The following is a 25,456-nucleotide window of genomic DNA, read 5'->3' as shown; positions in this document are numbered from 1 at the left end:
GTCGAGCCAATGTCACAGGAGAGCGCTCCGGGTGCGATCAGGCAGGCCGGCGTGCGGCCGATGTTCCTGCGCGCCGTAACCGATGTCGGGCTGTTCTCGCTGCTCATCAACCTTCTGCTCCTGGTCATCCCGCTCTACCTGCTCCAGGTCTATGACCGGGTGCTGCCCTCCTCCAGCGTCGAGACGCTCGTCTATCTGTCGGTCATCGCGGTCGCGGCGCTCGGTTTCCTCGGCTTTCTCGACGCCGTCCGAGCCGTCTACACGCAGCGCGTCGCGGCGACGGTCAATGACAGGCTTGGCGCAAGAGCGTTCGCCGCTTCGCTCGGTTCCGGCAATGCGCCGTCGCCCCTCACCGACCTTGCCTCGGTCTGCGCCTTCATCCGCTCGCGCGGTGTCTCGGTGCTGTTCGACCTGCCCTTTGCGCCGGTCTTCCTCGCCCTGCTCTACCTGATCCATCCGCTGTTGTTCTGGGTCACGCTCGGCGGCGAGGCGCTGCTCGTCGTGCTGGTCTTCGCCAACCAGCTTGCCATCGGCAGGAACGATGCGCTCTCGGCGGAGCGTTCGGCCTTGGCCAGCCGGGCCGAGCAGGTCTTTGCCCGCAACGCCGACACGCTGCGCGCCATGGGCATGGTGGAAAACGCCGCGCGCGCCTGGGGCCGGCATGTGGCGGAAGCGCTTGTCCTGCACGACCGTTCGGCCGGCGCCAACGCCGTCTTCAGCGGCGCTTCGAGAGCGCTGCGCATGATGCTCCAGCTGGCGATCCTCGGCACCGGCGCCTGGCTGGTGCTCAAGGGCGAGATGACGGCCGGCATGATCTTCGCCTCCTCGCTCGTGTCGTCGCGCGCGCTGCAGCCGCTCGACCAATTGATCGGCTCCTGGCGGCAGCTCGGTGAGGCGAGGCGTGCCTGGACGCGGCTGGGGACCGCGCTCGCGGCGCAACCGGCAGAGACGCGCAAGCTCGTCTTGCCCGACCCGACCGGTGCGATTTCGGCGCAGGATCTTTTCTTCATTGCGCCAAATGCCGCCTTTGGCGTCGAACCGATTCTCAAGCGATTGAGTTTCGCGATTCAGGCCGGCGAAGCGGTGGCGATCGTCGGCCCGAGCGGTGCCGGAAAGTCGACGCTGGCGCGGCTGCTCGTCGGGGCCGCCCAGCCGAGCGGCGGTACGATCAGGATCGACGGCGCGGAGCTCAGGACGTGGGACGAAAACCAGCTCGGCCGGCATATCGGCTATCTGGCGCAGGAGGTCGAGCTTTTCCCCGGCTCGATCGCCCACAACATCGCCCGCTTCGACGCGCAGGCCGATGACGCCGCGATCGTGGAGGCGGCAAAGCGCGCTGAGGCGCATGAGCTGATCCTTTCGCTGCGTGACGGCTATCAGACGATGATCGCCGGGACGCTGTCGGGCGGCGAACGGCAGCGGATCGGACTGGCGCGCGCTTTCTACGGCAATCCGCGCATCCTGGTGCTGGATGAGCCGAGCACGCATCTCGACGGCGCCGGAGAGACGGCACTGGAAACGGTGCTCGCGGCGGCCCGCGCTGCGGGCGTCACCACGATCGTGATCACGCATCGCCCTTCGATCGCCACGGCTTGCGACCGTGTGATGGTCTTGCGCGGCGGCGCGATCGAGGCGTTCGGACCGAGCGCCGAGGTGCTGCGCCAGCCGGGCAAGCAGCGGAACACGGTGGTCACAGGATCGTTCGCGCCGACCATCCGCGCCTCGCACGGCATCGCCACGGGTCCTGGACGATGACGCAGAGCCTCATCCTCGAAAGCCGCCCGCGCACCGACTTCCGGCGCACGGCCTTCGCCGGCTATGCGGCGACCGCGCTGATGGTCGGCGGCTTCGGTTATTGGGCGGCGAGTGCGCCGCTGGCAGGCGCGGTGATCACGCAAGGCACGATCGCGGCGACCAGCGGCAACATCCTCATCCAGCATCGCGAGGGCGGTATCATCAGGCAGTTGCTGGTGCATGAAGGCGACCGCGTGCGGGGGGGCCAGGACCTCATCCTGCTCGACCGGACCGCCGCGGAAGCCGATCTCAACCGGCTGACAAGACAATGGATCGCGCTCAAGGCAAGCGCGGCGCGGCTGGAGGCCGAGCGCGACGGCCTAGCCACGCTGGCGCCGATCGCCGACCCCGCGCCGGCGCCGTTCCAGCAGGATTTCGAAAACCTCATCCGCGAGCAGCAGAAGGAATTCGACGCCAAGCTTGCGCGATTCCGGTCGGAGCAGTCGATCCTGGCGCAGCGCGTCGCCATGCATCGCGAGTCGGTCAAAGGGCTGAACGCGCAGAAGGCCGCAATCGAGCAGCAGGCCGAGGTGGTGAAGAAGGAGCTCGGCATCAAGACCGACCTTCTGAACCGGGGCCTTACCGACCGCAGGGAATATTCGCAGCTTTTGCGCTCGGAGGCCGACCTCGTCGGCCAAGCCGGCGCGCTCGAGGCGGACCTCGCCTCGGCCAGCACGCAGATCGTGGAAGCGGTGGCGCAGACCGAGCGCGCCACGACGCAGCGCGTCGAAGAAGCGCTGACGAAGCTCGACGATGTGCGCATCAACCTCGCCGACATCGAGGAGCGGATGCGCGCCGCGCAAGCGGTGCTGAAGCGCACGACGATCACTGCGCCGGCGGCGGGCATCGTCGTCTCCTCGACCTACAATTCGCAAGGCAGCGTGGTCGCACCCGGCGAAAAGATCATGGAGATCCTGCCCACGACCTCGGGCCTGGTGGTCGACGCCAGGCTGCGGCCGAAGGACATCGACCAGGTGCATGTCGGCCAGCAGGCAAAGCTCCGGCTGTCGGCGCTCAACGCGCGCCTGACGCCGGAAGTCCCGGCGACGGTGAGCGAGATCTCTGCCGACCGGTTGATCGACGAGGCCACCCACGAACCCTATTTCCGTGCCAGGCTGAAAATCGCTGATGCCCTGCCCCCCGGCGTGAAGGCGGACCAGCTCTATCCCGGCACCCCGGTCGACACCTTCATCAGCACCGGCAACCGGACCTTCTTCGAATATCTGGTACGCCCGATGATGGACTCGTTCGCACGGGCGTTCAGGGAAAGGTAGGGCAGCCCTTCCGGCCGCCTCGGAACGCCGCTTGGCGCCAGAACCGTCCTCGCTTCGGCACATAGGAGGAGGAAGTGATGACGAAGAAGATGCGGGCGAGCCCCTGCTCGGGCTCCTCATTCCGGCCGATACAACTCATCCATACTAAGCTTCGCCATCTCAGTGAACGGCGCCTGTTTCTTCACTCTACCATGCTCCAGGATCACCAGGTCGTCGCAGAACGAGATGGTGCTGCGGTGGTGGCTGATGACGATCGTGGTGCGGCGGCCGGCGCGCGACTTCAGCGTCTCGACGATCGCCGCTTCCGAAAGCCCATCCACCGCGTTGGTGGCCTCGTCGAGGATCAATATGTCGGGGTCGCGTACAAGAGCGCGGGCGAGCGCGATGCGCTGCCTTTGCCCCGCCGAAAGGTTCACCCCGCGATAGCCGACCACCGTCTGGTAGCCTTGCGGTAGCGTTTCGATGAAGCCGTGCGCCTCGGCAAGCTCGGCGGCGCGGCGGGCCTCCTCGAACGTCGCCGTGTCCTTGCCATAGGTGATATTGTCGAGGATCGTACCGTCGACCAGCTCCAGCTCCTGGCTGGCCAGAGCGATGTGGCGGCGCCAGTCGGCCGGGTCGATCTCGCCGAGCGGCGCGCCGTCGACGAGGATCTTGCCTGCATCCGGCTCGACGAAGCGACAGAGCAGGTTGACGATCGTCGTTTTGCCGGCGCCGGAGCGGCCGATCAACGCCGTCGAGTGCCCGCTCACGATGTCAAAGCTTGCCGCGCGCAGCACCGCCGCGCGCTGCTCCTCATTGGCATAGCTGAAGCTCACGCCCTCGAAGGCGATTTTTTTCGTCAAGGTGGCGAACTGCCGGCTGCCCTCGGGCGGCGCGGGCTTGCCATCGGGATCGAGCAGCCAGGTCACCTCTTCCAGCGAGCCGGAAAGACCCTGCAACTGGCTCCAGGTCATCTGCAAGGTTCTGACATGCGGCTGCAGGCGGTAGAGCAGGATGAGGAAGGCGGCGACCAGCGGGAAACTCAAGCCCGCAAGCCAGGCGCCGATCACCACCGCCAGGAACAGCATGGCGTGCAGAACTTCGGTCAGCGGCCCCAGCGCGCCCTGGCGGTTTGAGAGCAGGAAGGCCGCGCGCCGCACGCCGTCGGATGCCTTTTCGAACGCCGCCTTCTCACGCGCCTCCTGGCCGAAGATGCGGATCAGCCGGCCAGCATGGACGAGATGCAGCATTTGCGAGGCCAAGGCGCTGTTGCGCGCCGAAACATTGCGGCTGGGTGCCCTGAGATGCGCCGACAGCGCCATATGCGCCGCTTGCACCAGCGCCAGCCCCAGCATTACCAGGAGCGTCATCGGCCACGAGAGCAGCAACAAAAAGGCGAGCAGGATGAGCGCCGCCGAGGCGCTGACGATCGCGCTGAGCATACCCTGGATGGCATCCGACGCCCGCCAGGATTCGCTGGAGATGATGTTGAGCAAGCGGCCCGGGCTTTGCCTGAGAAAGAAGGAATAGCCGACATTGAGCAGCCGCTCGGCCAAGGCGCCGCGTATCGCTTGGCTCGCCTTGCCGTAGATATGAGCGGTCAGCACCGAATTGGCGAAGGCGAGGAGGTTCTTGAGCAGGATCGAGCCGAGGATAGCGGCCGAAATCGCAATCAGCCGCTCACGCTCGCCTAGCCCGGCGCCGACCTTCTGCAGGAGAGCGGAGAGGCCGGCCATGCCGGTCGTCTCGCCACGGCCCATGATGATGCCAAGCAGCGGGATGATCAGGCCGATGCCGAGCCCTTCGAGCGCGGCACTTGCAAGTCCGAGCACGACGACGAGGGGCATCAGGCCGAGCTGACGCCGTCCGAGCGCGCGCTGCAATATCGACAAGATAGGGGCTTTGGGTTCGATCATCGCGCGCCGGCCTCGGCCCTGGCCTCGGTGGTTTCCTGAGCGGGCCGCTCCTGCCGGTCAGGCCGCCCGGCCAGCACCAGGGCCATGAACTTCGCCGCGCCCGCCAGGTTCATCAGCACGATCGGCCAGTGCGACAGGCTGAGCTCCTGGTCGAAACGCGGACCGCCGAAGAGCTCGCGCGTGGCCGCCCGCGTTGCCCAGTAAAAGTGACGAAGCAGCCACGGGGCGCGGCGCATATGTTTCAGGCAGAGCGCACCGTTGCCGAAATGATAGTCGCGGTGCAGCCGTTCGATCGCCCCGCGGTCGCGCCTTCCATGATGGTGGAAGATCGTCATATCCGGCACATACTCCACCGCCATGCCGGCCAGCATGGCGCGCACCAGGTAATCCGTATCCTCGGCCGAGCGCAGCGCTCCGCCGGCGCCGAAGCGTTCGTCGAAGGGACCGATCAAGGCGGCAACATCGCGATGCATGGTCATGTTGCAGCCGAGCACGAAGCCGCCCGGATGGACGGCGCGCGTCAGCCGCTTGCGCTTTTCGCAGCGATTGATGGTGAAGGGCAGGTCCCCGGCGTCGCCGATCTCGACGCGGCCGCCGCGGATCAGCCATTTCTCGCCACTCGCATAATGCCGCTCGAGATCGACGAGATAGTCGCGGTCGAGCCGGCAATCGTCGTCGACGAAGACCAGCACGCGCCCGCGCGCCCGCGCCATCCCGGCATTGCGCGCCGCCGCCAGTCCGGGCCGTGGCTCACAGATAGCCGTCAGCACTATATCGGACGCCGTGGCGATCCGCGAGAGATAGTCGGCCGTACCGTCGCGCGAGCCATTGTCGACCACCACCAGCTCGGCGGCGAAGGCAGGATGCGTCCGGCAGGCGGCGCGGATCGAATCGATGCAGGACTTCAGCACCGCCGCGCGATCACGCGTGCAGACGATGAAGGAGACCTCAGGCCGCTGGTTCGGGCCGGGAGGCGAGTGTAGATGCTGCAGCAGCGGATGGCGATCGGCGTTCATGCCGCCCCCATCCGATAAGGCGCAAGCACGGACGCCGCCGGCGCGGATTTGAAGCGATAGGCGATCCTGTCCGCGCGTTTGCCAGCCCATATCGAAGCCTGGCTCAGCCAGGGCGCCCAGGCGCCGGCGCGCAGCGCGTATTTCTCGCGGCGGCGGATGACGTCCCACTTCGCCGTCAGCGTCAGCAACTCATGCGCCAACGCCGGCCGCTGCTGGTCGTTGACGAGCTGGTAGAGGAAATAGAACAGGTTCAGCGCGCCGGCGTCGAAGCTCGGCCGCGATGCAGCCGGCAACTCGGCGATCCGCTCCTCCAGGCTGCGGATGAACACGGCCGCGCGGCGCACCGTATCGAACGAAACACTATCGCCAATGGCGCGCAGATCCTGCGTTTCGTCCGCCAGCCCCTCGCGCTCGAGATTTTCGCCGACAATCCGGAGGTGCGTGCGCCGCATCTCGCTTGTATGCAAGCTGGTCACGCTGCCGGGATGCAGGCGGTAGACGAGCAGGCTTTCCGGCATCAGCGCCGCCGGATAGCGGTCGGCCAGCCGCCGGAAGAGATCGAAATCCTCGGCATGCCGGTAGCGGCCATCGTAATACAGGTCTGCCTCGCCGATGACCCGCCGGTTGTAGACCACCGTCGGGTGCATGAAGATCGTGAAGAACTTCGACAGCACCGGGAGGAGACCGAGGCGGAACACCGGATCCACCCTGCCCCGTGCGACGCGGCCGTGCAGCAGCGTGTCGACAAGCGAGCCGCAGAAGCCGAGTTCGGGCCGCGCGGCAAACAGGGCCGCCTGGCGCGACAGGCGCCAAGGATAGGCAAAGTCGTCGGCATCCATCCGCGCCACCAACTCGCCCCGGGCGATTGACAGCCCCTCGTTGAGGCTGGCGACGAGGCCGCGATTCTCGCGCGAGATTATGGCTACGCGGCCGTCCGCCTTGCGGAAGCGCTCCAGGATTTCCAGCGACCTGTCGGTCGATCCGTCATTGATGGCGATGATTTCGAGCCGGTCGTAGTCCTGCCGCAGGATCGATTGGATTGCAGCGCCGACATAGAGCTCGGCATTGTAGATCGGCAGCACGACGGAGATGAGCGGGCGTATCATTGTCAGCTCCGGTCCGTCGGCTGCAGATCGAGCGCCGCTTCCGCGCCGGGATATGTGGCGCCGAACCGCCGGGTCTCGCTCGGCGCACGAGCGCGTGGCCGCGCGATATAGGGAAAATAGTGCTTGAAGCTGTTGAGCGGCTTTTCGAACAGCGCCCAGGACAGCGAGGCGACAATCAGCGTGGCGGCGCCCGCGACCAGGAAGCGGCCCGGCCCCTCCTCCGAGACGTTGAGCGGGATCCACGGCTGCGCCTTTACGGTGTAAGCGAGGAGGATCGCGTGATAGAGATAGACGCCGTAGCTGATGCGGCCGAGGAAAAGCAGCGGAGGCAGTTCGGCCAGCCAGCCGAGCGTGCCGGGAAGGCCGTTCGAGCACATCGAGACGATCGCCACCAACGGCACCAGCGGCAGCACCTGCACCAGGAGCCAGCGCGGCCATTCCCATGTCGAGTTCGCCGGCCCCGGATCGGACAAGACGACGAGTAGGAAGAGCGCCACGAAGGCCGGCCAGCCGAACCGCATCCAACGCGGCACGCCGGCGCCCCTGGCGCGACGTACGGCAAGGAGCGCGCCGCAGGCAAGCGCATCCATCGAGGCCGGCGGCAACAGGTCTCGGGCCAGCGCCGGGTTGGCGGCGATCGGCCAGTAGAAGCGGTAGGCGAGCGAGAAGCAGATGAGGCCAATGGTGATCGCCTCGATGCGCCTGCGCGGCGCCAGGAGCACGATCAGCGGCCAGGCGATGTAGAACTGCTCCTCGATGCTGAGGCTCCAGAAATGGCAAAGCAGCCAGGGCGTCCAGTCGTTGCGATGCGCGTACCAGAAGTTCGACAGATAGAGCGCGTGCCAGACGAGCGACGATCCAGCCTGCTCAAGATCGGTAAACCAGACGAAGGCCAGTACCGCGAAATAGGGCGGGAATATTCGGATCGCGCGCCTGGCATAGAAGGAGCGCAGCGCCGATCCAGCCGCGAATTGATCGGCGTCGCGCGCCTCTAGCAAAAGCCTGGTGATCAGGAAGCCGGAAAGCACGAAGAACAGCCGCACTCCGAGATGGCCAAGGAAGGACGTGCCGCCGGGCGCGAAGAAATGCGAATAAAGCACAAGCGTGACGGCAGCAGCCCGGAGCGCGTCAAGCTGGAGGTCGCGACCGCCGGGCATCATTCGCAGCCGCTGGTGCTGACGACATGGCCCGGGCCGGCGGCCGCAACATCCGTGCCGGTCAACGGAAAACGCAAGCGTGCCGACTCCTAAACCGTATATTCGCCTACGCTAAAGGACTGCGGCACAAAATGGTGCGGTGCAACACAGAATAGTTATCAGCCTGAATGAAAACGTGACCGTTCGTTCCAGGAAATGACACGTCTATGCCGCTATTCTGCCTTTTTTGGCGAAGCGGCAGGCTCCAACCAATGCGGATGCATCAAGCTCTTCGAAGCTTTTGGAGAACCGCTCAGACAACGCCACAATGTAGCCCGGCGACATACCAAAAGGGGTTACCCTCCTCGGTTCCATCTCTCTGGCTCAATCACCGCCTGTAGACATCGCGGCGGCAATGAAACAATCTTCACTGCGGGAACAAAAGCGCTTCGAAGAAAGCGCGGACCTTCGGGTGCGCATGAAAAATCGATGGACCTTGTACGATCCACGCCTGGCCTGGATGCTCGTTGCACCGGTGCTTCTGCTGCTGATCTTCTTCCTGGTGCTGCCGATCGCGGTGATGGCGGCCTATACGTTCTTCACCTTCGTCACTGCCGGCGTCGAAACCAGCGCGCTGACCACCGCCAACTGGCAGGAATTCTTCACCGACAGTTATTATTCCGGCTTCCTGCTGAAGACGTTGAGGGTCGGCGCGATCACCGCGCTGCTGTGCGGCGTGCTCGGCTACTTCCCGGCCTATTTCATCTGGGCGACGAGCTTCAGGCACAAATGGCTGCTCTTGCTCCTGCTCATCGTGCCGTTCTGGATCAGCTTCACCATCCGCACCTTTTCCTGGATCAACATCCTTGGCGAACAGGGCGTCATCAACGTCGCGCTGCTCAAAATGGGCATCATCAACGCGCCGCTGCCGATGCTCTACAACGAAGGCGCGGTGATCCTGGGGCTGCTGCATTTCCTCCTGCCCTACATGATCCTCAACGTCTATGTCAGCCTCGAGGGCATCGACCGAACGCTGATCTCGGCGGCCCGCTCGATGGGCTGCACCAGTGCGCAGGCGTTCCGCGAGGTAACGTTGCCCCTTTCCTTGCCGGGTCTCGCGGCGGGCCTGCTGCTCTGCTTCGTGCTGGCGGCCGGCAGCTATGTGACGCCGCAGTTGCTCGGCTCGGGCCGCGACGCGCTGTTCGGCAACCTGATCTACGACACCATCATGAGCGAATTGAACTGGCCGATGGGCGCAACGTTGTCGATCGTGCTGTTCCTCGTGCTCGGCTTCTTCGCCGCCATCTACACCCGCTACATGGGCATGTCGCAGATCGTGAAGGGGTTGGGCGGATGAAGGCTGCGCGGCCGAACAACGAGGGCAAATGGGCCTGGCGGCTGACCGGCTTCGTCACGCTCTGCGTCTACATCTTTATGTTCGCGCCGATCGTGGCGACCGTCATCCTGTCGTTTAACGCCTCGATGTTCGGCGGCTTCCCGATGACCGGCTTTTCGCTGCAATGGTACGCCAAGCTGATGAATAATGACGCGGTGCTCGCGGCCTTCCGCACCTCGCTGTGGATCGCGCTGGTCACCGCCGCCGTCACCACGGCAATAGGCGTCGTCACGGCCTTCGCGCTGGCGCGCTTCGACTTCCGCGGCAAGCAGGCGCTGAGCACGCTGGTGATCCTGCCGGCGCTGGTGCCGGAAACCATTCTCGGCGTCGGTCTTCTGGTGCTGATGAAGGCGATCGACCAGCCGCGCACAATGCTGCTCCTGGTGCTCGGCCATATCCTGCTTGCGGTGCCCTATGTGGTGCTGATCGCGCAGGCGCGCATGATCGGCATAAGGCGCGTCTATGAGGAGGCGGCGCTCTCGCTCGGCGCCTCGCGCTTCTCGTCCTTCCGCGAGATCACGCTGCCGCTGCTCATCCCGGCGGTCGTCGGTGGCGCGCTGCTCGCCTTCACCATTTCGTTCGACAACACGTCGGCCAGCCTGTTCTGGCGGCCGGCAGGTGTCGAGACCATGCCCACCCAAATCCTTTCGATGCTGAAAATTTCGATCAGCCCGGAGATCAACGCGCTCGGCACTGTGATGATTGTGGTGACCGTCGGCATCCCGCTGATCGGCGGGGTGCTAATGCAAGGCCTGACAAAACTGAGAAGACGCGGCGAACCCAAGGAGGAAGCACGATGAAACTGACCACCACCAAGCGGCTGGAGCGGCTGCACGACCGCTATGTCAACGGCGATCTCAGCCGACGGACGTTCCTGAGCCTGACGGCGGCTGCCGCGGCCTCGGCCGGCCTCTCCATGCCATGGATGAGCCGGGCGCTTGCCGCGGTCGAGCAGGTGCGCTTCGACGGCTGGGGCGGAACGGTGCAGGACGCGATCGACAAATATGCCTTCCAGCCCTACACGGCCAAGACCAAGATCAAGGTGGTGCAGGGCACGTTCGGCGACGAGAACGAGATCATCACCAAGATCAAGACGGCCAAGCCCGGCGACTTCCAGATCGTCCATTCGTCCGGCGTCAACTACTACATCAAATATATCAATGCCGGGATGAACTCGGAGATCAACGAGGCCAACATTCCCAACATGGCGAATGTGCTGCAGCCGATGATCGAGCCGTTCCGCAAGCTGACGCCGAAGCTGTCGGCCGTGCCTTACGACTACGGCACCACCGGCATCGCCTACAACACCAAGGTGATCTCGCCGGAGGAAGCCAAGGAAAAGGGCGCCGGACTTCTGCTCGACAAGAAATATGCCGGCAAGGTCGGCGGCTATTCCGACATGACCACCCGCGTCTGGTACGCGGCTCTCGCCACCGGACAAGATCCCAACAATCTCAAGGACATGGACGCGATCTGGGCCAAGGTGCGCGAGACGCGCGATCTCGCCAAGAAGTTCTGGAGCTCCGGCGCGGAGTTGATGGACCTGCTCTCCAAGGGAGAGATCGTGGTGACCGACGCCTGGTCGGGCCGCGTCGCGGCGCTGCAGGACCAGGGCCACCCGATCGGCTATCTCGATCCAGCCGGCTCCTATGCCTGGATGGAGGACATGCTGATCCTGAAAGGCTCGCCGATGGCCGAGTGCGAGGAGCTGATCAACTTCATGCTCGATCCGGCGACCTCGATCGCGGTGGCCGAAGGCCAGAGCTATCCGCCGTCGCTCGACCCGAACAAGGTCAAGCTCACCGACAAGATCGCGAAGCTGCCGGCTTTCGATCCGACCGGCACGATGAAGGCGTTGACCTTCGCCGATCCGGTCTATTGGGCGACCAACGAGGACGCCTGGACCAAGCAGTGGAACAGGATCTCGAAAGGTGCCTGACAGCCAGGGCACGACACTCAATCCCCGGCCGGCCTCGGCCGGGGCGGAAGGCGCGAGCGCGGGCGCCGGGGCGAGCAGCCCGGCGGTCGAGTTCCGCAACATCGACATCGCCTACGGCAAGTTCGTCGCGGTACGCGATTTCTCACTGTCGATCGGCAAGGGCAGCTTCGTCACGCTGCTCGGCCCTTCGGGCTGCGGCAAGACGACGATCCTGCGCTCCATCGCGGGGCTGGTCGATATTTCTGCCGGCCAGATCATGATCGGCGGCCGGCGGGTCGACGACGTGCCGATCTACAAGCGCAACATCGGACTGGTGTTCCAGAGCTATGCGCTGTTTCCGCACAAGAGCGTGTTCGACAATGTCGCCTTCGGGCTGAAATACCGCAACGTCGCCAAGCCCGAGATCAAGCGCAAGGTCGGCCAGGCGCTCGACATGGTGCGGCTGCCGGGCAGCGAGAAGAAACTGCCCTCGCAATTGTCGGGCGGCCAGCAGCAGCGCATTGCGCTGGCGCGCGCCATCGTCTTCGAGCCGCAGGTGCTTCTGCTCGATGAGCCGCTCTCAGCGCTCGACGCCAACATGCGCGAGGAGATGCGCGTCGAGATCAAGAAGATCCAGAAGGAAACCGGCATCACCGCCATCTTCGTCACGCACGACCAGGAAGAAGCGCTGTCGATGTCGGACCGCATCGTGGTGATGAATGCCGGCTCAGCCGAGCAGGTCGGCACGCCGGAAGAGGTCTATGAGCGGCCGGCCACCGCCTTCGTCGCCGACTTCCTCGGCAAGGCCAACATGCTGTCAGGCACGGCGAGCCGATCCGACGGGCCGACCATTGTCACGCTGACCAGCGGCCAGACGATCAATGTCCTGTCACCCAGGCCGCTGCCGCAGGGAAGCGCCGTTACCGTCGTGGTGCGGCCGCAGAAACTCGCGGTGGGCGCCAAGGCGAGCGCCAACCGGTTGCCCGGCCGGATCGTGTCGGCCTCCTATCTCGGCGGCAGCGCCATTTACGAGGTCGACATCGGCGGCAAGGCGAATATCCGCGCCAACGCCCCGATCGATGGTCGCGTGCTGCGCGAAGGAGAAGCGATCGAACTCGGCTTCGACGCCGACGACTGCGTTTTGCTGGACGAGGCCGGGCTGCGGATTTCCTGAGGGCCGCGACTGCTGCTGCCCCGCAAAGTGCCTCAGTTTGAATTTTCAGGGAACAACACAATAGATCGGTCGCCATGATCAACATGCAGGCGACCGGTCGCGTGGTTCAGCCTCAAGTGATACAAATAAGGCACCGACATCCCCTCGGGAAGCGCGCCGGCTTGTTCCATTCGTCCGAGTTCGGCCATGGATTTTCGCAAAATCTTCTCGATCTCGGACGTGCGGCGACTGCGCTCGGCGAATAGAGACCGTTCGAGCAACTCGGGGCGGCGGTTGGCCACGGCCGCGAACAGTACTCTGAGATCGTCATAAGATCGGCCATCAAGTTGCTCCAACGCGGCAACAAACGGCTCAAGCAGGCGATGCCGCCTCATTCCTCGCGCTCTCTTCTATACGACCCGCGCGTCCCCAGCCGCGCTAACTCGATGTTTCTGCAAGCCTACAAAATCTCTATTTCCACGGCAATTTCGACGCCCGCTCCAACGCTCGTTCCCCCGGTCGTAAGCCACAAGTCCGCCCATCGACGACGCGAACGGTCGCGCCGCAAAAGATGGAGACGACGATGACGACTTTGGAACACACCGCCCATGAAACCAGCCGATCGGGTCTCGGCCCGATCAATTTTGCCGGCCGTGCGCTGCGCCTTGTCTACCGTGCAATGAGGATGCGCAGCGACCGCGCCGCCATGCAGGCCATGCCCGACTATCTGCTCAAGGACATGGGTATCGCCCGTTCTGAAATCGATCATTACACCTCGATGCGCTACGCCTCCGACGCCGGCGGGATGGACATCCGCAACGCCCACTGACCGCGCATGGCGATCGTCGCCACGCCGTCGACAGGCCCCGGGCTTCCCCACGCCCGGGGCTGTTGCGTTCCGGCGCATTCGGGTCAAGACACTTCGTTTCAAACGATACGCCCGACGCAATTTCCACGGTAGGCGTATGAAAAATTCCACGGTCTCATCCACTCTCGTTCAAACGCTCCATCGGCAAACAGAGGCCGTCACGGCAACCAAGCCGCAAACGAACCTTTGGAGATGAAGATGCAACCCAACACCAAACCTGCACGGCTTCCGCTCAATGGCGTCGACACGCCGAACCTTTTGGCGACGATCAATTTCGTCGCCGGGCAGCCGGAGCTGGCCAAGTTCCAGTTCCGTGCTCACAACGAGTGGATCGAGGGCACGCACAGCAAGACCGTCATGAACGGCTTCTTCGGCGCAGGACAGGAGCAGAAGCACGAGAAGCCGCATTATGCCGATGCCGATCACCCGGCGATCTTGTGCGGCGCCGACAATGCGCCGACCCCGGTCGAGTGGCTGCTGCACGGGCTGGCGGGCTGCCTGATGGCGGGCGTCGCCAACATCGCCGCCGCGCGCGGCATCAAGCTCACCAAGGTGAAATGCTCGGTCGACGGCGACATCGACCTGCGCGGTATTCTCGGCATCTCCGACGAGGTCCGCAATGGTTTCCAGAACATCCAGGTGTCGTTCGAGATCGAAGGCGACGCGCCGGCCGAAAAGCTCCAGCAGCTGGTCGAGCAGTCGCGCGCCCGTTCGGCCGTGTTCGACGTGCTGACCAAGGGCGTGCCGGTCACCGTCGGCATCAAGACCATCCAGTAAGCCGGCCGGCGGTCCGGAGCCGATCCGGGCCGCCGCCGCCCGAGACGGAAATGAACCATGAGACGCTCGGACGTCGTCATCATCGGCGCGGGCCAGGCCGGGCTCGCGCTCAGCCATTGCCTCGGCCAGGCCGGGATCGACCATGCCGTGCTGGAGCGCGGCCGCATCGGCGAGCGCTGGCGTTCGCAGAGCTGGCGCTCGCTCAGGCTGCTCACGCCGAACTGGCTGAACGCCCTGCCCGGCTCGCCCTACGGGGGCGGAGATCCGGACGGCTTCATGACCAAGGAGGCTTTCGTGGAAAGCCTGGAACGCTACGCCTGGCAATGGAATGCACCCGTCGAGACCAATGTCGAGGTCATCGCTGCCAGGCGGACCGTCGAAGGCTTTGCCTTGCGCACCAGCGCCGGCGAGCTGTTGGCGCGAGCGGTCGTCGTCGCGACGGGACATTGCGACCGGCCGGTCATCCCTTTTTCGGCTGAGATGCTTTGCGGGCCGCTCAGCGTCCACGCTTCGCAATATCGCTCGCCCGGCGAGCTGCCGGGCGGCGGTGTGCTGGTTGTCGGCGCCTCGTCCTCCGGCGTGCAGATCGCCGACGAGCTCGTCCGCGCCGGGCGGCGCGTGGTGCTTTCGGTCGGCAAGCATACGCGCCTGCCCAGAACATGGCGCGGCCAGGATATCTTCTTCTGGCTTTGCGAAATGGGCTTGATGGCACAGCGCCTGGAAGACCTCGCCGATCCGGAAGGCGCCCGGCGCCAGCCATCGCTGCAGCTCGCCGGCCGGCCGGACAGGGCAGATGTCGACCTCGCCACGCTGCAGGCGCTCGGCGTGGAACTCACCGGGCGGGTGCATGGCGTCGGCGACCGCGAGATCGGCTTCGCCGGCGATCTTGGCCAGCACATCGCGGCAGCCGAAGCGAAGCAGGCGCGCCTACTCGACCAGATCGACCGCTTCGCGGGTATGGCGACACCGTACCGGCCCGAGCCGGTGGCGACGCCGGCGACGTGCGCGGTGCGGCTTTCGCTGACGGACGGATCGATCCGCAGCATCGTCTGGGCAACCGGCTATGCGCGCTCGTTCGGCTGGCTGGAGCCGCTGGCGCTCGGCGCCGATGGCGAGCTGGCGCATCAGGGCGGCGCCACCAGCGTGCCGGGTCTCTACGCGCTCGGCTTCCGCTTTCTGCGCAAACGCGATTCCAACTTCATCGGCGGCGTCGGCGCGGATGCCGAGGCGATCGCCGCTGAAATCTCCCGTTATCTCGATTGCAACGGCCGCAAGGCGGCCTGAGGACATTGAACATGGCAAACAACCTCATCTCCCTGATGGCCGCTCCGAAGCATGGCCATTACGACGCTATCGTCGTTGGCGCGCGCTGCGCGGGCGCGGCGACGGCGATGCTGCTTGCGCGCGCCGGCCTCAAGGTGCTTGCGATCGACCGCAAGCCTTATGGATCCGACACGCTGTCGACGCATGCGCTGATGCGACCGGCCGTGTTGCAGCTTTGGCGCTGGGGTCTGCTCGAGCCGCTGCTCAAAGCCGGCACGCCGCTCATCGAGACGACGACCTTCCATTATGGCGACGAGGAGATCACCATCCCCCTTGCCGCTAGCTCGGACCTCCCCGGCCTCATCGCGCCGCGGCGCACCGTGCTCGACCGCATCCTGGTCGATGCGGCGCGCAGGGCCGGCGCGGAGGTCCTGCACGAGGTCGCGGTCGGCGGTCTTTTTGCCGACACGCGTGGCCGCGTGCGCGGCATCGAGATCCGCGCCGCCGGCCGTACTGCCGTGCGGGTCAGCGCCGATATCGTCGTCGGCGCCGATGGCATCGGCTCGCTGGTGGCAAAATGCGTCGACGCCCAGCCCTTGCGGCGCGGCGCGGTGTCGGCTGCCCATGTCTATGGCTATGCGCCAGTCGAGCCGGGCGCCGGCTATCACTGGTACTTCCGCGACGGGATCGCCGGCTCGTTAATCCCGACCAATGACAGCCTCGCCTGCATCGTCGCTTCGGTGCCGACAGGCCTGTTCGACCAGCGCTTCCGCCTCGGCCACGCCCGCGCCCGGATGGATGTGCTCGAGACGCTTTCCCCGACACTGGCAGCACAGGCGGCCCGGGCACCCAAGGATGCGCGCCTGCAGGCGTTCCGCGGCGTGCCGGGCTATATCCGCCAGCCGCACGGCCCGGGCTGGGCGCTGGTGGGCGACGCCGGCTTCTTCCGCGATCCGATCACCTCGCACGGCATTTCCGACGCGCTGCGCGACGCCGAGAGCCTCGCGCGGGCAATCCTCAGTGGGTCCGAGGCAGCATTCGCGGTCTGGCAGCAGCAGCGCGACATGATCGCCAACCAGATCCTCGACACCACGGACGCCATCGCCGGCTTCGATTGGACGCTTGACGATCTCGGCGAGCGGCATCGCCGATTCAGCGCCGTCCTGAAGGCCGAGGTGCAGGCGCTGGCCGGGCAGCCCATTCCGGCCCGCCGCGCTGCCGCATCGAAGCCCTCGACCTATCGAGCGCCGGCCAACGAGGACGAGCCGCCGGCCGAGCTTTCCCGCAATCGAACCGGAGCAAGACCATGACTGTGCCTGTGATGAAGGACGGGTGGGTCGGTGTCATCAAGGGCCGGCCAAAGGTGGGCGCCTTTGCTGAACGCTCGCGGCGCACGCAGCCGCAGGATATCGATGCCTTTGCCGAGATGACCGGCGACCGTAATCCGCTGCATTACGACAAGGCGCTGGCCGAGGCTTCTGTGTTCGGCAAGCTCATCGTGCAGGGCGGCGTCACTTCCGGCATCCTGAACGCGGTGGTGGCGGAAGACCTCCCCGGCCCCGGCTCGGTGTTCCTCGAAGTGTCGTGGAAATTCGTCAAGGCCGTCGGCGTTGGCGAACTGATCACCGGCCGCGTCGAGGTCAAGGAGGTGCGCGCCGACAAGCCGATCACGAAACTGGAGACATCGGTGCGCAACGAAGCGGGCGAGCTTTGCCTCACCGGCACCGCGACGGTGTTCACCGTGCCGCTCATCAGCGGCTGAGCGCTTCGCAAGTACCTGGTTATCCGCCCGTCGTCTCGGCGATGAAGGCGCGGACGTGGTCGATGAACTCCTCGAAGGCGGGCTCGCCTTCGAGGAGGATGTGGTTCTGGCTATCGAGCTCGATGAAGCGCGCGCCGGGAATGCCGGCCGCCATGGTGCGGCCCGACTCCACCGGCGCCACGTTGTCGTCGCGCGCGTGCAGCACCAAAGTTGGCACACGCACCTTTTCCAGCAAGTCGCTGACATCGATCACCGAAAAGGCGTTCTGAAGACGCCAGGCATCGTCGGGCGAGACGGTGCGCAGCATCAAATCGTCCATCCAGGCGAAATGCTCGTGCGTGGCGCCGGGAATGAACATGGAGCAGAAGGCCTGGCGAAACATCGGGTTCGGCTTGCCCCAGCTCTCGCGCATCAGTGTCGCCACGGCCTCGCGCGTCGCGATCTCGCCCGCGTCGCCGCGCGCCCGCCAGCCTTTCACGTAGCCGCCGTAGAGGATCATGCCCGACACTCTCTCGGGGTGGCGGATGGCATAGGCGATCGAAACCGCGCAGCTCTGCGACAGGCCGAGCAAGGTGAAGCGGTCGAGCCCGGTTGCGTCGACTACGCATTCGAGATCCGACACCATGGTTTCGAACGAGATGTCGACGACGTGCCTTTGCGACAGGCCATTGCAGCGCTCGTCATAGCGCACAAGGCGGTTCTGGCGCGACAGTTCCCGCATCCAATGCCGCCAGATCGGGCTGTCCCAGTCGAAGGTGAGATGCGACATCCAGTGCGCGGCGCGCAGGATCGCCGGGCCACTGCCGGTGCTGGCATGGGCGAGCCTGGTGCCGTCGAGAGCCCGGCAGAACTGCACGGCGCGGCCGGGATCCTGCGGCGACGCAGCAGGCCTCGACGGCGCCTGCCGCGGCTTGGACGAAGCAGGTTGCTGCGCGCGGCCGGTGGCTTGGGCGGCGACCGACCGGACCTTCTCCTCCAGCGCCTCGATCTCGGCGGCGATGCTGGCGTCGTCGGGTGCCAGGCGGCGCAGGCGCCGGGCGAACGGCAGCGCGCGTCGCGGCTCATTCCCCAGGCGCTCGACCAGCTCGCGCAGGATGCCAAGCTCGACGATCTCGACCTCGCTGGCGATGGCCTGTCGCCAGGCTTCATAGTCGAAGCAGCGTTCGAGCGAGAGATCGGCGAGAAAGCCGCCTCGGATCGAGGACAGGGCGGCTTCGAGCTCCTCGGTCGAGCGTGATGAAAGATCGGCCTTCACCAGCGGCGCCAGCCGCGCATAGTCCGTCTCGACATTGAGCGCGACAGCATTGCGATCGGCGGCAAGAACGGATTCGTCGGCGCCCAGCACCTGGCGGATCTTGGACAGGCTCCAGCGCAAGGCGCCGCGCGGATCGTCCGGGATGTCCCAGAATATCTCGCACAGCCGCTCGCGCTGGTGCTGCCTGGCGGTGACGGCGAGGTAGGCGAGCAGCGCCCGCGTCTTGCGCGATGGCGGCAGGTGAAGCGGCTCGCCGTCGCGCGTGACCTGAAAATCGCCAAGCACGCGCAGTTCCAGCATGTGCTGACCGCCGTTCATGCGTCCACGCGCTTGTCGATCGCCATGATCCCCTTCGGCCTTGGCCGACGCTGCGAAGGGGCAGCCAATAGCAAAATTGGCTAATTTAGGAAAGCTTGGTCCGGACGGCTCACCGCCCAAGGAACCGGATCGACTTGGCGGCTCGGGCAGCCGCATATGTCTATCAAGGGACGTGGCCGCTCGTTCACGCCTTTGCCGGAACCGGCCTCGACTTGATCGCCGTCGCCAGCACGACCCCGACCACGATGAAGGCCGCGCCGAGCAGATCGTAATCGTGCAGGCTCTCGCCGAGCAGCAGGTAGGCGAGCACGGCGACGAACAGGGTCTGCAGATAGAGCAACATGCTTGCCCGGCTGGCGCCGAGGGTCTCCACGCTTTGGTTATAGAGATAGTACATCAGCGCGCCGCCGGGACCCGCCAGATAGGCAAGCGCGAGAAGGCCGTCGGCATTCAAGGCGGAGCGCTCGTCGTTGACGATTTCCCAAAGGTGGAACGGCAGCGCCACCAGCGCGCCGGCGCCAAGCAGAAGGACCACCAGCGGCAGGAGCTCGAGGCCGAATTTCGAGCGGCGCAGCAGCACCGTATAGAGCGCCCAGCAGAAGGCGCTGCCGACGATCCACAATTCGCCGATGTTGAAGCGCAGTTGCACCAGCGCGTCCAGCTCGCCATGCGCGACAATCACAAGCATGCCGGCAAGTGCTGCAACCGCGCCGAGCGACTTCCAGAGTCCGAGCGGCTCGCCCAGCACGAGACGCGCCAGCACCATGGTCATGATCGGCGACATCGCCATGATGATGCCGGCCGTGGCGGCGTCGGTGTCGTTCAGACCATGGTAGATCATCCCTTGGCAGAGCGTCAGGCCGATGGCGCCGACGGCGACGATCTCCAGCGGCCGCGATTTGAGCAGCGCCAGCATCGCGCCGTGATGGCGGTGCACGATCGGCAAAAGAATGAGGCAGGCGAGCGCCAGCCGCCAGAAGCATAGCCCCCAGGGCGGCATTTCCGGCGCCACCCATTTGGCCGCGATATAGACGCCGGCCGAAAGCAACCAGCACAAGGCAGCGGCGGGATAACCAGCCAGCGACGGTATCGCTCGGGCGACCGGCGCTTCCGCCGGATGCGCTATCGGTATCGCCTGCATCGCATGTCCCCCACTCCATGAAGGTCAGCCCAGTCGCGGCCGACAGTCTATCTCATGACGGGAGTGTTACATAGCCGGCCCGGCAAAAGCGCACGCGGCAAGGATCAATGCGACGTGTCGCCGGCCATATGCAGAAGATCCCATGCCGAGCCGACGCGACCGTGGAACTGCGATGCGAAGCGTTTGGCCTCGATGTCCTCGAGGCCGTCCTCGACAAGGGCCTCGATGCTCCGCCGCAGCAAGGCGAGCTGCATCTGCCGCGCATGTCTTGCGTCGGTTTCGCGCATGATGGCCGTGACGTGATATGCCACGACCGGCTGGCCAAGACAGGACAGGAGCGCGCCTGACCCTGCCGTCGCTGCAGTAACTGCTTCCTCGATATTCATTCCGGCGCTCCTCATCAAAAGATGCTGGGCGCCTCCCCGGCAGAATGGCGACGGTGTCAGTCGCTTCTTTTCTCATTTCGGCCGTCGTGAATTCTTCGCTCGCGGCCGAAATCAGTATCCTCCAGAACCCTATTAAAGGCGACCGGATAGTTAATCGATGGTTAACGGGGACGCTCGCATCTTACGCGTCAGGGGCCAGCTTGATGCATCGGTCAGTGACCGAGGACGTTGCGCTCGGCCGACGGCGCCAGGCTCTGCGAACCGGGCACCGAAACCGGCGCACCCTGAAGCACCCAGTCGGCCGCGATCTGGCCGATCACAGGGGCGAGCTGGATGCCATAGCCGCCGGCGCCGGCAGCGGTGATCAGCGTCGGCTCCGAGGCATCGAATGGTCCGACGAAGGGGCGATGGTCGGCGGTGACGGGATAAAGGCCCGCCCACCCCCGGCCGAGTCGCGCGCCCGGCAGGTCGGGCACGCGTTCCAAAAGCAGCTCGGCCAGATCGACCTTCGACTGCTCCTCGCACTGGTCGTTGTAATTGTCGGGGTCCTCCGGCGCGATCGAATTCACTTTGTGGATTTCGGCGATCAGCTCGCCTGGTTTTTCGTGGCGGAAGTTGAGCCCGCTGCCTTCGCCGTTCACGAGGTCCATCACCATCGGCATCGTGTAGCCGAGCGGCTCGTCAAGATGGATGACGACGGCCTCGTGGCGCTCGGGCCAGATGTGGAGGCGCTGGCCGAAAAGCGCGGCGACCTGCGGCGCCCAGGCGCCGCCCGCATTGACCACGACATCGCAATCGATCAGTCGTCGCTCGCGATCGACCGGGCCGCCATCGGTTTCCAGCGTGTAGCCGCCCGGGCGCCGTTGCACCCCGACCAGCTTGCGGTACTGACGGATTTCGCCCCCGTTGGCGCGGATGATGCCCGCAAGGAAATTGCACATCTCATGCGGATCGAGAAAACCGTTGTCGGGCCCGAACAATCCGCCTTCGAGGCCGTCGGGATTGATGTGCGGAACGATTTCCGTGAGTTCGTTGGCATGGATCAGGCGCGAACTAAGACCCGCTTCGCCCTGAACCTCGACCGATTTGGCGAAGAGCTCCATCTGGGCGGGCGTGCGGGCCAGCCGCAGATAGCCGATATGATTGAAACGAAGCCCCTCGCCTTCCCATTCGCGGAACCGGCGCAGCGAATGGACGCGCAGCATGATCTCGAACGGGTCGGTGAATTGCGATCCGACGACGCCGACTGACCGGCCGCTCGACCCGGACGCAATCGACTGCGTTTCGAGCACGGTCACGCGCGCGCCCTGCTCGACGAGGTTGAGCGCCGTGCACATGCCCAGCGTGCCGGCTCCGATCACCACGACATGAGGAGAAGCTGTCATCTGTGGTCCGCCTGCTTTCACGACTGCGCGGCGACGTCGCCCAAGGTCTCGTCGATCGCTTGAAGAATGGCGCTGGCATCTTCCTCGGTCATCGGCGTCGACAGCGCGAACAGGCCGTAGCTGGCGGACAGGACGCCGCGACCAACCAAACCCTTGTGGAAGGTGTCGAACTTCCTGTGCTCGACCGGCCCTGGGTAGATCGAGCGGTAATCCGTGACGGGATGCGACGTGAAATGAACCTTGAACAGCGAGCCAAGGCCGACGCATTGGCCGGCAAGCCCATGCTTTTCGAATGAGGCGGTAATCCCTTCGCGCAACGATGCGCCAAGCCGATCAAGATGGGCAAAACTTTCTTTCGTCAGCGCCCGCATCGAGGCAAGGCCGGCGCGCATGGTCACCGGATTGGCGGTGAAGGTGCCGCCATGCGGCAGTGCGGGCTTGCCTGCGGTCGGATCGAACACCGCCATGATATCGGCGCGCCCGCCGACGGCGCCGACTGGAAAGCCGCCGCCAATGATCTTGCCCAGCGCCGTCAGGTCGGGCTCAATGCCCCACAGCCCTTGCGCGCCAGACCATCCCAGCCGAAACGAGATCACCTCGTCGAAGATGACGAGCGCACCTGCGGCATGGGCGATCTCGACCATGGCGTGGAGGTAGTCGCGGCGCGCCGGTATGAGGCCGGCACGGTTGGGCATCGGGTCGATCAGCACCGCCGCGATGTTGTCACCCTCGGTGGCGAAGACGGCGCGCAGTGCCTCGCTGTCGTTGAAGGGCACGGCGATCACGTCCTCCAGCACGCCGCGCGGCGTGCCCCTGGCATAGGGCGTGGATCTCGGCAGATCGCCCCAATTGGCGGGCGATGAGTCCAGGCTGACTTCGGCGAAATCGTAGGATCCGTGATAGGCGCCTTCGATCTTGACGATCTTCGGCCGCGCGGTGAAGGCGCGCGCAGCCTTGATCGCCATCATCACACCCTCGGTGCCGGAGTTGGTGAAGCGGATCTGGTCGACGGAGGGCAGCCGCTCGACCAGCAGCTCGGCAAGCTCGATCTCGCTCAGCGTCGGGGCGCCGAAAGCGGTGCCGAAGGGCAGCTGCTCGACGACGGCCGCGGTGACATCGGGATGCGCGTAGCCATGGATCATCGCGGTGAAATTGTTGATGCAGTCGTAATAGGCATTGCCGTCGACGTCCCAGACCCTGCACCCCTCGCCGCGCGCGGCGTAGATCGGAAACGGATCGACGAAAACCGTAGTGCGCGTATTGCCACCCGGCATCACCTTCCTGGCGCGCTCGAACAGGGTTTTCGATCCAAGCATGGCGTCGGGATAATGCGGCATGGCGTTCCGAAGGCGAATTCGACTGTTGAAACAGCGGCGCGCTGCTCGTCACGAAGCTACGGCTCGTTTGCGCGCCGGCGCAATCGGCCAGACCGGTCATGCGACCCAACCAGGGTCATCGCGGACCCTCATCATTTTGCGCAGCAGCAACCGCGCGCTTAGACTGCCCGACATTGATCAGCTCGCCATCGAGAAGTTCTGCTTCGAGACGATCAATCATGACATCTAGTCCATTTGGATGATGCATCCTGCCCCTAAAGGCGTACCTGGTATAAGCAGCCCGTCAACTGCGCAAAATACAAGTTGTCCAAGCTGTAGATGGAGTTCAACACGGAGCGAACCGCCAAGACCGAGAATCTTAATTTTGCGCACGCACAGCCGCTATGACGTGTTTCTTGAGCATCGCGAAGAATACCGGCAGACAGAGGACCGTGGCCAGTGACGTCCATACATGGATCTTACGAGGAGTTCGAAGACGACCCGCGCCCGGCGTGGGTTCGCTTCAGCATGCGCCACTGGAGGTGGAGCGCCATTCCCGGATGCATCCTCCTCTTGGCGGCGGTATCTCCCCCAGACAACAGCGCCGAAATGCAGCAACAGATCGCGGCGGCGCGAGGCGAACTGGCGTCGACAAAAGCGCAACTGGGCCTGAGTCAGGATGCCGAGCGCACAGCAAGCGCCCAGGCAAGGCTGTTGGCCAGCACCTCCGCACAGCAGACAAAGGCCCTGAGAGAGGCGAACCAAAGCAACGGAATCCTCAAACTCGATCTGGAAGCGGCGCAGCGCGTCATCAAAGACCTGAAGGCACAGTTGATTTCTGCAAACGAAGCACGCAACGCTGTGGAAGCGTCCCTGGCCGAGGCAAATCAATCGGTTGCCGAAGAGCGCCATAAGGTCGAACAATTCGAGCACGAACTCGCCATGGCTCGCCAGGCCGGCGAGGCCGATCAGAAACGCGCAAATTTGGCTGCGGCCGAGCGGGCCACCGCCCTAAGGGACCTCCAGCTGGCGGTTGCTGCCGCAAAGCATGTCAACCAGGTGTTGGATCTGGAACACACGCGCGCGGTTTCGGCCGCAAGCGATGCCGATGACGCCCGTCGGGAAAGAGACGCTGCGAAGCAGGCGTCTGCCGACTTGAGCGCAGCGCTGGAGCAGGAGCGGCAAAAGCTGACCGACATGTCCGTCGCTCTCACCGCTGCGCGAAAGGCGATCGATCTCGTCAAGGCGCAAAGTGCGCGCCGCACAGCGCAGATGGAGCGCGCGCCCGGGTCGCGTTCCGCCGCGGTTCCACTTGCCAGCCAGAATGGCCAAGCTGTCCGCCGAACAGGCTTGCAGGATAAGAACAGAGCGAAGATCCCAAGATCACCGAAACGGGTTCTGGTGGCGACGACGATCACTCTCCCCGACGCGTTGCTTCCGACCCCGCCTCGATGATGATGGTCAGCAGTACATTTGGATTGGCACGAACGCATGCCCAGGAGGGGTCCTGAAATGGGCAAATACGTGGCGGTCGCCCTGATGATCGCAGCCGCTACCGGACCGGCGGCCGCCCTTGATGTCGGCGGTGGCGGCAAGGTCGGCGGCATTGGCGTCGGCGCTGGACTGGGCGCCGGCTCACAAGGTGTCTCCGCTGGCTTGGGGGCAAGTGTCGGCGGCTTGGGCGGCGCAAGCGTTGGCGCGTCGGTGAGCTCAGGCGGCGTCAGCGTTGGCGCGTCGGCAGGCGCAGGAGGAGCAAGCCTTAGCGCGTCCGCAAACGCTGGTACCGGGTCCATCGGCGCCAGCGTTTCGACGGGTGACGCTGCAGGCAGCGCAAGCGCGGGCGTGTCGACGGGTGCCGGCACGGCAACGTCAGGCACCGGGGATACCGCGCCCCCCGACAACCCCACCGTTTTCTCTGCAAAAAGCGCAACAGCCGCGATCAGCCTGCCATCCGTCCTCAAACCTTCCAGCGCACGTGGCGGGGAGTTCGGGCGGTTTGGAGCGGGGTATCCTTTTGCGCCCCTTGTATCGCTGAAAGCGAAGCCAGGCACGCCGCCCAAAGTCGTGAGCGCTTGCCGCGCGGCGATCATGTCGGCCACGACGCCGCTTGGTGCTGTGCGCGTATACGCGGTCAGCGCCGGTCCGATGCGCCAACGCAAAGCCGGTCTGGCGGCGCCGATCGAGGTGCGAATAAACTATGCGCTTCCAGGCGGCATCCAAGTGCGACAAGCGAAGGTCCTGTGTCGCCTTGGTGCGACGGGGAAAGTCATCGCCGTGACATAGAGACCAGCTTGCCG

Annotated in this window: 23 protein-coding genes; 13 read left to right on the top strand and 10 right to left on the bottom strand. The window is 65.1% G+C overall.

Annotated features, from left to right (window positions below; translation table 11 throughout):
• Nucleotides 1–9: 9 nt before the first annotated feature.
• Nucleotides 10–1,755 carry a type I secretion system permease/ATPase gene (locus tag LB529_RS01690; RefSeq protein ID WP_224709981.1) on the top strand — a complete coding sequence of 582 codons (1,746 nt, stop codon included), beginning with the start codon at nt 10–12 and terminating at the stop codon, nt 1,753–1,755.
• Nucleotides 1,752–3,068: an HlyD family type I secretion periplasmic adaptor subunit gene (locus tag LB529_RS01685; protein WP_224709980.1), complete on the top strand. Its 1,317-nt coding sequence runs from the start codon at nt 1,752–1,754 to the stop codon at nt 3,066–3,068. The genes LB529_RS01690 and LB529_RS01685 overlap by 4 nt, the downstream gene beginning before the upstream one ends.
• Nucleotides 3,069–3,184: 116 nt before the next feature.
• Here LB529_RS01685 and LB529_RS01680 read toward each other — a convergent pair whose 3' ends face one another.
• From LB529_RS01680 to LB529_RS01665, 4 genes are read right to left on the bottom strand one after another with little or no spacing between them, the layout of a single operon-like run.
• Nucleotides 3,185–4,963 (bottom strand): ABC transporter ATP-binding protein, encoded by a 1,779-nt coding sequence (locus LB529_RS01680; RefSeq protein WP_224709979.1) that lies wholly within the window; start codon nt 4,961–4,963, stop codon nt 3,185–3,187.
• Nucleotides 4,960–5,979, bottom strand: a complete 1,020-nt coding sequence (locus LB529_RS01675; RefSeq protein ID WP_224709978.1) for a glycosyltransferase family 2 protein — start codon at nt 5,977–5,979, stop codon at nt 4,960–4,962. The genes LB529_RS01680 and LB529_RS01675 overlap by 4 nt, the downstream gene beginning before the upstream one ends.
• Nucleotides 5,976–7,085, bottom strand: a complete 1,110-nt coding sequence (locus tag LB529_RS01670; RefSeq protein WP_224709977.1) for a glycosyltransferase family 2 protein — start codon at nt 7,083–7,085, stop codon at nt 5,976–5,978. Before LB529_RS01670 ends, LB529_RS01675 begins: the two co-directional genes overlap by 4 nt.
• A 2-nt stretch (nt 7,086–7,087) precedes the next feature.
• Nucleotides 7,088–8,242: an acyltransferase family protein gene (locus tag LB529_RS01665; RefSeq protein WP_224710117.1), complete on the bottom strand. Its 1,155-nt coding sequence runs from the start codon at nt 8,240–8,242 to the stop codon at nt 7,088–7,090.
• 457 nt (nt 8,243–8,699) lie between these two features.
• Here LB529_RS01665 and LB529_RS01660 point away from each other — a divergent pair, with 457 nt between their 5' ends.
• Genes LB529_RS01660 through LB529_RS01645 form a run of 4 tightly spaced genes read left to right on the top strand, consistent with a single transcriptional unit; the run spans nt 8,700 to nt 12,709 of the window.
• Nucleotides 8,700–9,578: an ABC transporter permease gene (locus LB529_RS01660; protein WP_140700386.1), complete on the top strand. Its 879-nt coding sequence runs from the start codon at nt 8,700–8,702 to the stop codon at nt 9,576–9,578.
• A complete protein-coding gene (locus LB529_RS01655; RefSeq protein WP_224709976.1) occupies nt 9,575–10,417 on the top strand; it encodes an ABC transporter permease in 843 nt (280 codons plus the stop codon). Before LB529_RS01660 ends, LB529_RS01655 begins: the two co-directional genes overlap by 4 nt.
• The gene (locus tag LB529_RS01650) at nt 10,414–11,556 is read left to right on the top strand and encodes an ABC transporter substrate-binding protein (protein WP_224529705.1); all 1,143 of its coding nucleotides are present in this window, start codon (nt 10,414–10,416) and stop codon (nt 11,554–11,556) included. The genes LB529_RS01655 and LB529_RS01650 overlap by 4 nt, the downstream gene beginning before the upstream one ends.
• Nucleotides 11,549–12,709, top strand: coding sequence for an ABC transporter ATP-binding protein (locus LB529_RS01645; protein WP_224709975.1), 1,161 nt, complete (start codon nt 11,549–11,551; stop codon nt 12,707–12,709). The genes LB529_RS01650 and LB529_RS01645 overlap by 8 nt, the downstream gene beginning before the upstream one ends.
• A 32-nt stretch (nt 12,710–12,741) precedes the next feature.
• On the opposite strand, the gene LB529_RS01640 is transcribed toward LB529_RS01645, so the two are convergent.
• Nucleotides 12,742–13,083 carry a hypothetical protein gene (locus LB529_RS01640; RefSeq protein ID WP_224709974.1) on the bottom strand — a complete coding sequence of 114 codons (342 nt, stop codon included), beginning with the start codon at nt 13,081–13,083 and terminating at the stop codon, nt 12,742–12,744.
• A 188-nt stretch (nt 13,084–13,271) separates the two neighbouring features.
• Between LB529_RS01640 and LB529_RS01635 the strand changes: the two genes are divergently transcribed.
• The 5 genes from LB529_RS01635 (at nt 13,272) to LB529_RS01615 (ending at nt 17,358) form a co-directional block, all read left to right on the top strand.
• On the top strand, nt 13,272–13,517 hold the full coding sequence (locus tag LB529_RS01635) for a DUF1127 domain-containing protein (RefSeq protein ID WP_224709973.1): 246 nt from the start codon (nt 13,272–13,274) through the stop codon (nt 13,515–13,517).
• A 237-nt stretch (nt 13,518–13,754) separates the two neighbouring features.
• Entirely contained in the window at nt 13,755–14,333 is a 579-nt protein-coding gene (locus LB529_RS01630; RefSeq protein ID WP_224529713.1) for an OsmC family protein, read from the top strand.
• Between the two features lie 57 nt (nt 14,334–14,390).
• Nucleotides 14,391–15,617, top strand: a complete 1,227-nt coding sequence (locus tag LB529_RS01625; RefSeq protein WP_224709972.1) for a flavin-containing monooxygenase — start codon at nt 14,391–14,393, stop codon at nt 15,615–15,617.
• A gap of 11 nt (nt 15,618–15,628) precedes the next feature.
• Entirely contained in the window at nt 15,629–16,906 is a 1,278-nt protein-coding gene (locus tag LB529_RS01620; protein ID WP_224709971.1) for an NAD(P)/FAD-dependent oxidoreductase, read from the top strand.
• Nucleotides 16,903–17,358, top strand: a complete 456-nt coding sequence (locus LB529_RS01615; protein ID WP_224639850.1) for a MaoC family dehydratase — start codon at nt 16,903–16,905, stop codon at nt 17,356–17,358. Before LB529_RS01620 ends, LB529_RS01615 begins: the two co-directional genes overlap by 4 nt.
• Before the next feature lie 19 nt (nt 17,359–17,377).
• Here LB529_RS01615 and LB529_RS01610 read toward each other — a convergent pair whose 3' ends face one another.
• From LB529_RS01610 to LB529_RS01590, 5 genes are all read right to left on the bottom strand, one after another.
• Nucleotides 17,378–18,931, bottom strand: coding sequence for an alpha/beta fold hydrolase (locus LB529_RS01610; protein ID WP_224709970.1), 1,554 nt, complete (start codon nt 18,929–18,931; stop codon nt 17,378–17,380).
• Nucleotides 18,932–19,115: 184 nt separating this feature from the next.
• Nucleotides 19,116–20,072 carry a DMT family transporter gene (locus LB529_RS01605; RefSeq protein ID WP_224709969.1) on the bottom strand — a complete coding sequence of 319 codons (957 nt, stop codon included), beginning with the start codon at nt 20,070–20,072 and terminating at the stop codon, nt 19,116–19,118.
• 104 nt (nt 20,073–20,176) lie between these two features.
• A complete protein-coding gene (locus LB529_RS01600; RefSeq protein WP_224630349.1) occupies nt 20,177–20,458 on the bottom strand; it encodes a hypothetical protein in 282 nt (93 codons plus the stop codon).
• 212 nt (nt 20,459–20,670) lie between these two features.
• Nucleotides 20,671–21,843, bottom strand: a complete 1,173-nt coding sequence (locus tag LB529_RS01595; RefSeq protein WP_224709968.1) for an NAD(P)/FAD-dependent oxidoreductase — start codon at nt 21,841–21,843, stop codon at nt 20,671–20,673.
• A gap of 17 nt (nt 21,844–21,860) precedes the next feature.
• Nucleotides 21,861–23,180 (bottom strand): aspartate aminotransferase family protein, encoded by a 1,320-nt coding sequence (locus LB529_RS01590; RefSeq protein WP_224709967.1) that lies wholly within the window; start codon nt 23,178–23,180, stop codon nt 21,861–21,863.
• A 588-nt stretch (nt 23,181–23,768) separates the two neighbouring features.
• Between LB529_RS01590 and LB529_RS01585 the strand changes: the two genes are divergently transcribed.
• Nucleotides 23,769–24,614: a hypothetical protein gene (locus LB529_RS01585; protein ID WP_224709966.1), complete on the top strand. Its 846-nt coding sequence runs from the start codon at nt 23,769–23,771 to the stop codon at nt 24,612–24,614.
• A 57-nt stretch (nt 24,615–24,671) separates the two neighbouring features.
• On the top strand, nt 24,672–25,442 hold the full coding sequence (locus LB529_RS01580; RefSeq protein ID WP_224709965.1) for a hypothetical protein: 771 nt from the start codon (nt 24,672–24,674) through the stop codon (nt 25,440–25,442).
• Nucleotides 25,443–25,456 lie beyond the last annotated feature (14 nt).

The sequence above is a fragment of the Mesorhizobium sp. CA5 genome (assembly GCF_020165105.1).
In the GTDB taxonomy this organism is placed as follows: Bacteria; Pseudomonadota; Alphaproteobacteria; order Rhizobiales; family Rhizobiaceae; genus Mesorhizobium.
The sequence above is the reverse complement of the archived record's forward strand: the minus strand, read 5'-3'. Positions and strand labels throughout refer to the sequence as shown.

Coding starts and splice junctions, on each gene's coding strand:
- LB529_RS01630 (WP_224529713.1), top strand. CDS start 13,755: ATGCAACCCAACACCAAACCTGCACGGCTTCCGCTCAATGGCGTCGAC.
- LB529_RS01600 (WP_224630349.1), bottom strand. CDS start 20,458: ATGAATATCGAGGAAGCAGTTACTGCAGCGACGGCAGGGTCAGGCGCG.
- LB529_RS01605 (WP_224709969.1), bottom strand. CDS start 20,072: ATGCAGGCGATACCGATAGCGCATCCGGCGGAAGCGCCGGTCGCCCGA.
- LB529_RS01665 (WP_224710117.1), bottom strand. CDS start 8,242: ATGCCCGGCGGTCGCGACCTCCAGCTTGACGCGCTCCGGGCTGCTGCC.
- LB529_RS01640 (WP_224709974.1), bottom strand. CDS start 13,083: ATGAGGCGGCATCGCCTGCTTGAGCCGTTTGTTGCCGCGTTGGAGCAA.
- LB529_RS01620 (WP_224709971.1), top strand. CDS start 15,629: ATGGCAAACAACCTCATCTCCCTGATGGCCGCTCCGAAGCATGGCCAT.
- LB529_RS01655 (WP_224709976.1), top strand. CDS start 9,575: ATGAAGGCTGCGCGGCCGAACAACGAGGGCAAATGGGCCTGGCGGCTG.
- LB529_RS01615 (WP_224639850.1), top strand. CDS start 16,903: ATGACTGTGCCTGTGATGAAGGACGGGTGGGTCGGTGTCATCAAGGGC.
- LB529_RS01635 (WP_224709973.1), top strand. CDS start 13,272: ATGACGACTTTGGAACACACCGCCCATGAAACCAGCCGATCGGGTCTC.
- LB529_RS01580 (WP_224709965.1), top strand. CDS start 24,672: ATGGGCAAATACGTGGCGGTCGCCCTGATGATCGCAGCCGCTACCGGA.
- LB529_RS01685 (WP_224709980.1), top strand. CDS start 1,752: ATGACGCAGAGCCTCATCCTCGAAAGCCGCCCGCGCACCGACTTCCGG.
- LB529_RS01670 (WP_224709977.1), bottom strand. CDS start 7,085: ATGATACGCCCGCTCATCTCCGTCGTGCTGCCGATCTACAATGCCGAG.
- LB529_RS01625 (WP_224709972.1), top strand. CDS start 14,391: ATGAGACGCTCGGACGTCGTCATCATCGGCGCGGGCCAGGCCGGGCTC.
- LB529_RS01585 (WP_224709966.1), top strand. CDS start 23,769: ATGCAGCAACAGATCGCGGCGGCGCGAGGCGAACTGGCGTCGACAAAA.
- LB529_RS01660 (WP_140700386.1), top strand. CDS start 8,700: ATGAAAAATCGATGGACCTTGTACGATCCACGCCTGGCCTGGATGCTC.
- LB529_RS01690 (WP_224709981.1), top strand. CDS start 10: ATGTCACAGGAGAGCGCTCCGGGTGCGATCAGGCAGGCCGGCGTGCGG.
- LB529_RS01675 (WP_224709978.1), bottom strand. CDS start 5,979: ATGAACGCCGATCGCCATCCGCTGCTGCAGCATCTACACTCGCCTCCC.
- LB529_RS01590 (WP_224709967.1), bottom strand. CDS start 23,180: ATGCCGCATTATCCCGACGCCATGCTTGGATCGAAAACCCTGTTCGAG.
- LB529_RS01610 (WP_224709970.1), bottom strand. CDS start 18,931: ATGAACGGCGGTCAGCACATGCTGGAACTGCGCGTGCTTGGCGATTTT.
- LB529_RS01650 (WP_224529705.1), top strand. CDS start 10,414: ATGAAACTGACCACCACCAAGCGGCTGGAGCGGCTGCACGACCGCTAT.
- LB529_RS01595 (WP_224709968.1), bottom strand. CDS start 21,843: ATGACAGCTTCTCCTCATGTCGTGGTGATCGGAGCCGGCACGCTGGGC.
- LB529_RS01680 (WP_224709979.1), bottom strand. CDS start 4,963: ATGATCGAACCCAAAGCCCCTATCTTGTCGATATTGCAGCGCGCGCTC.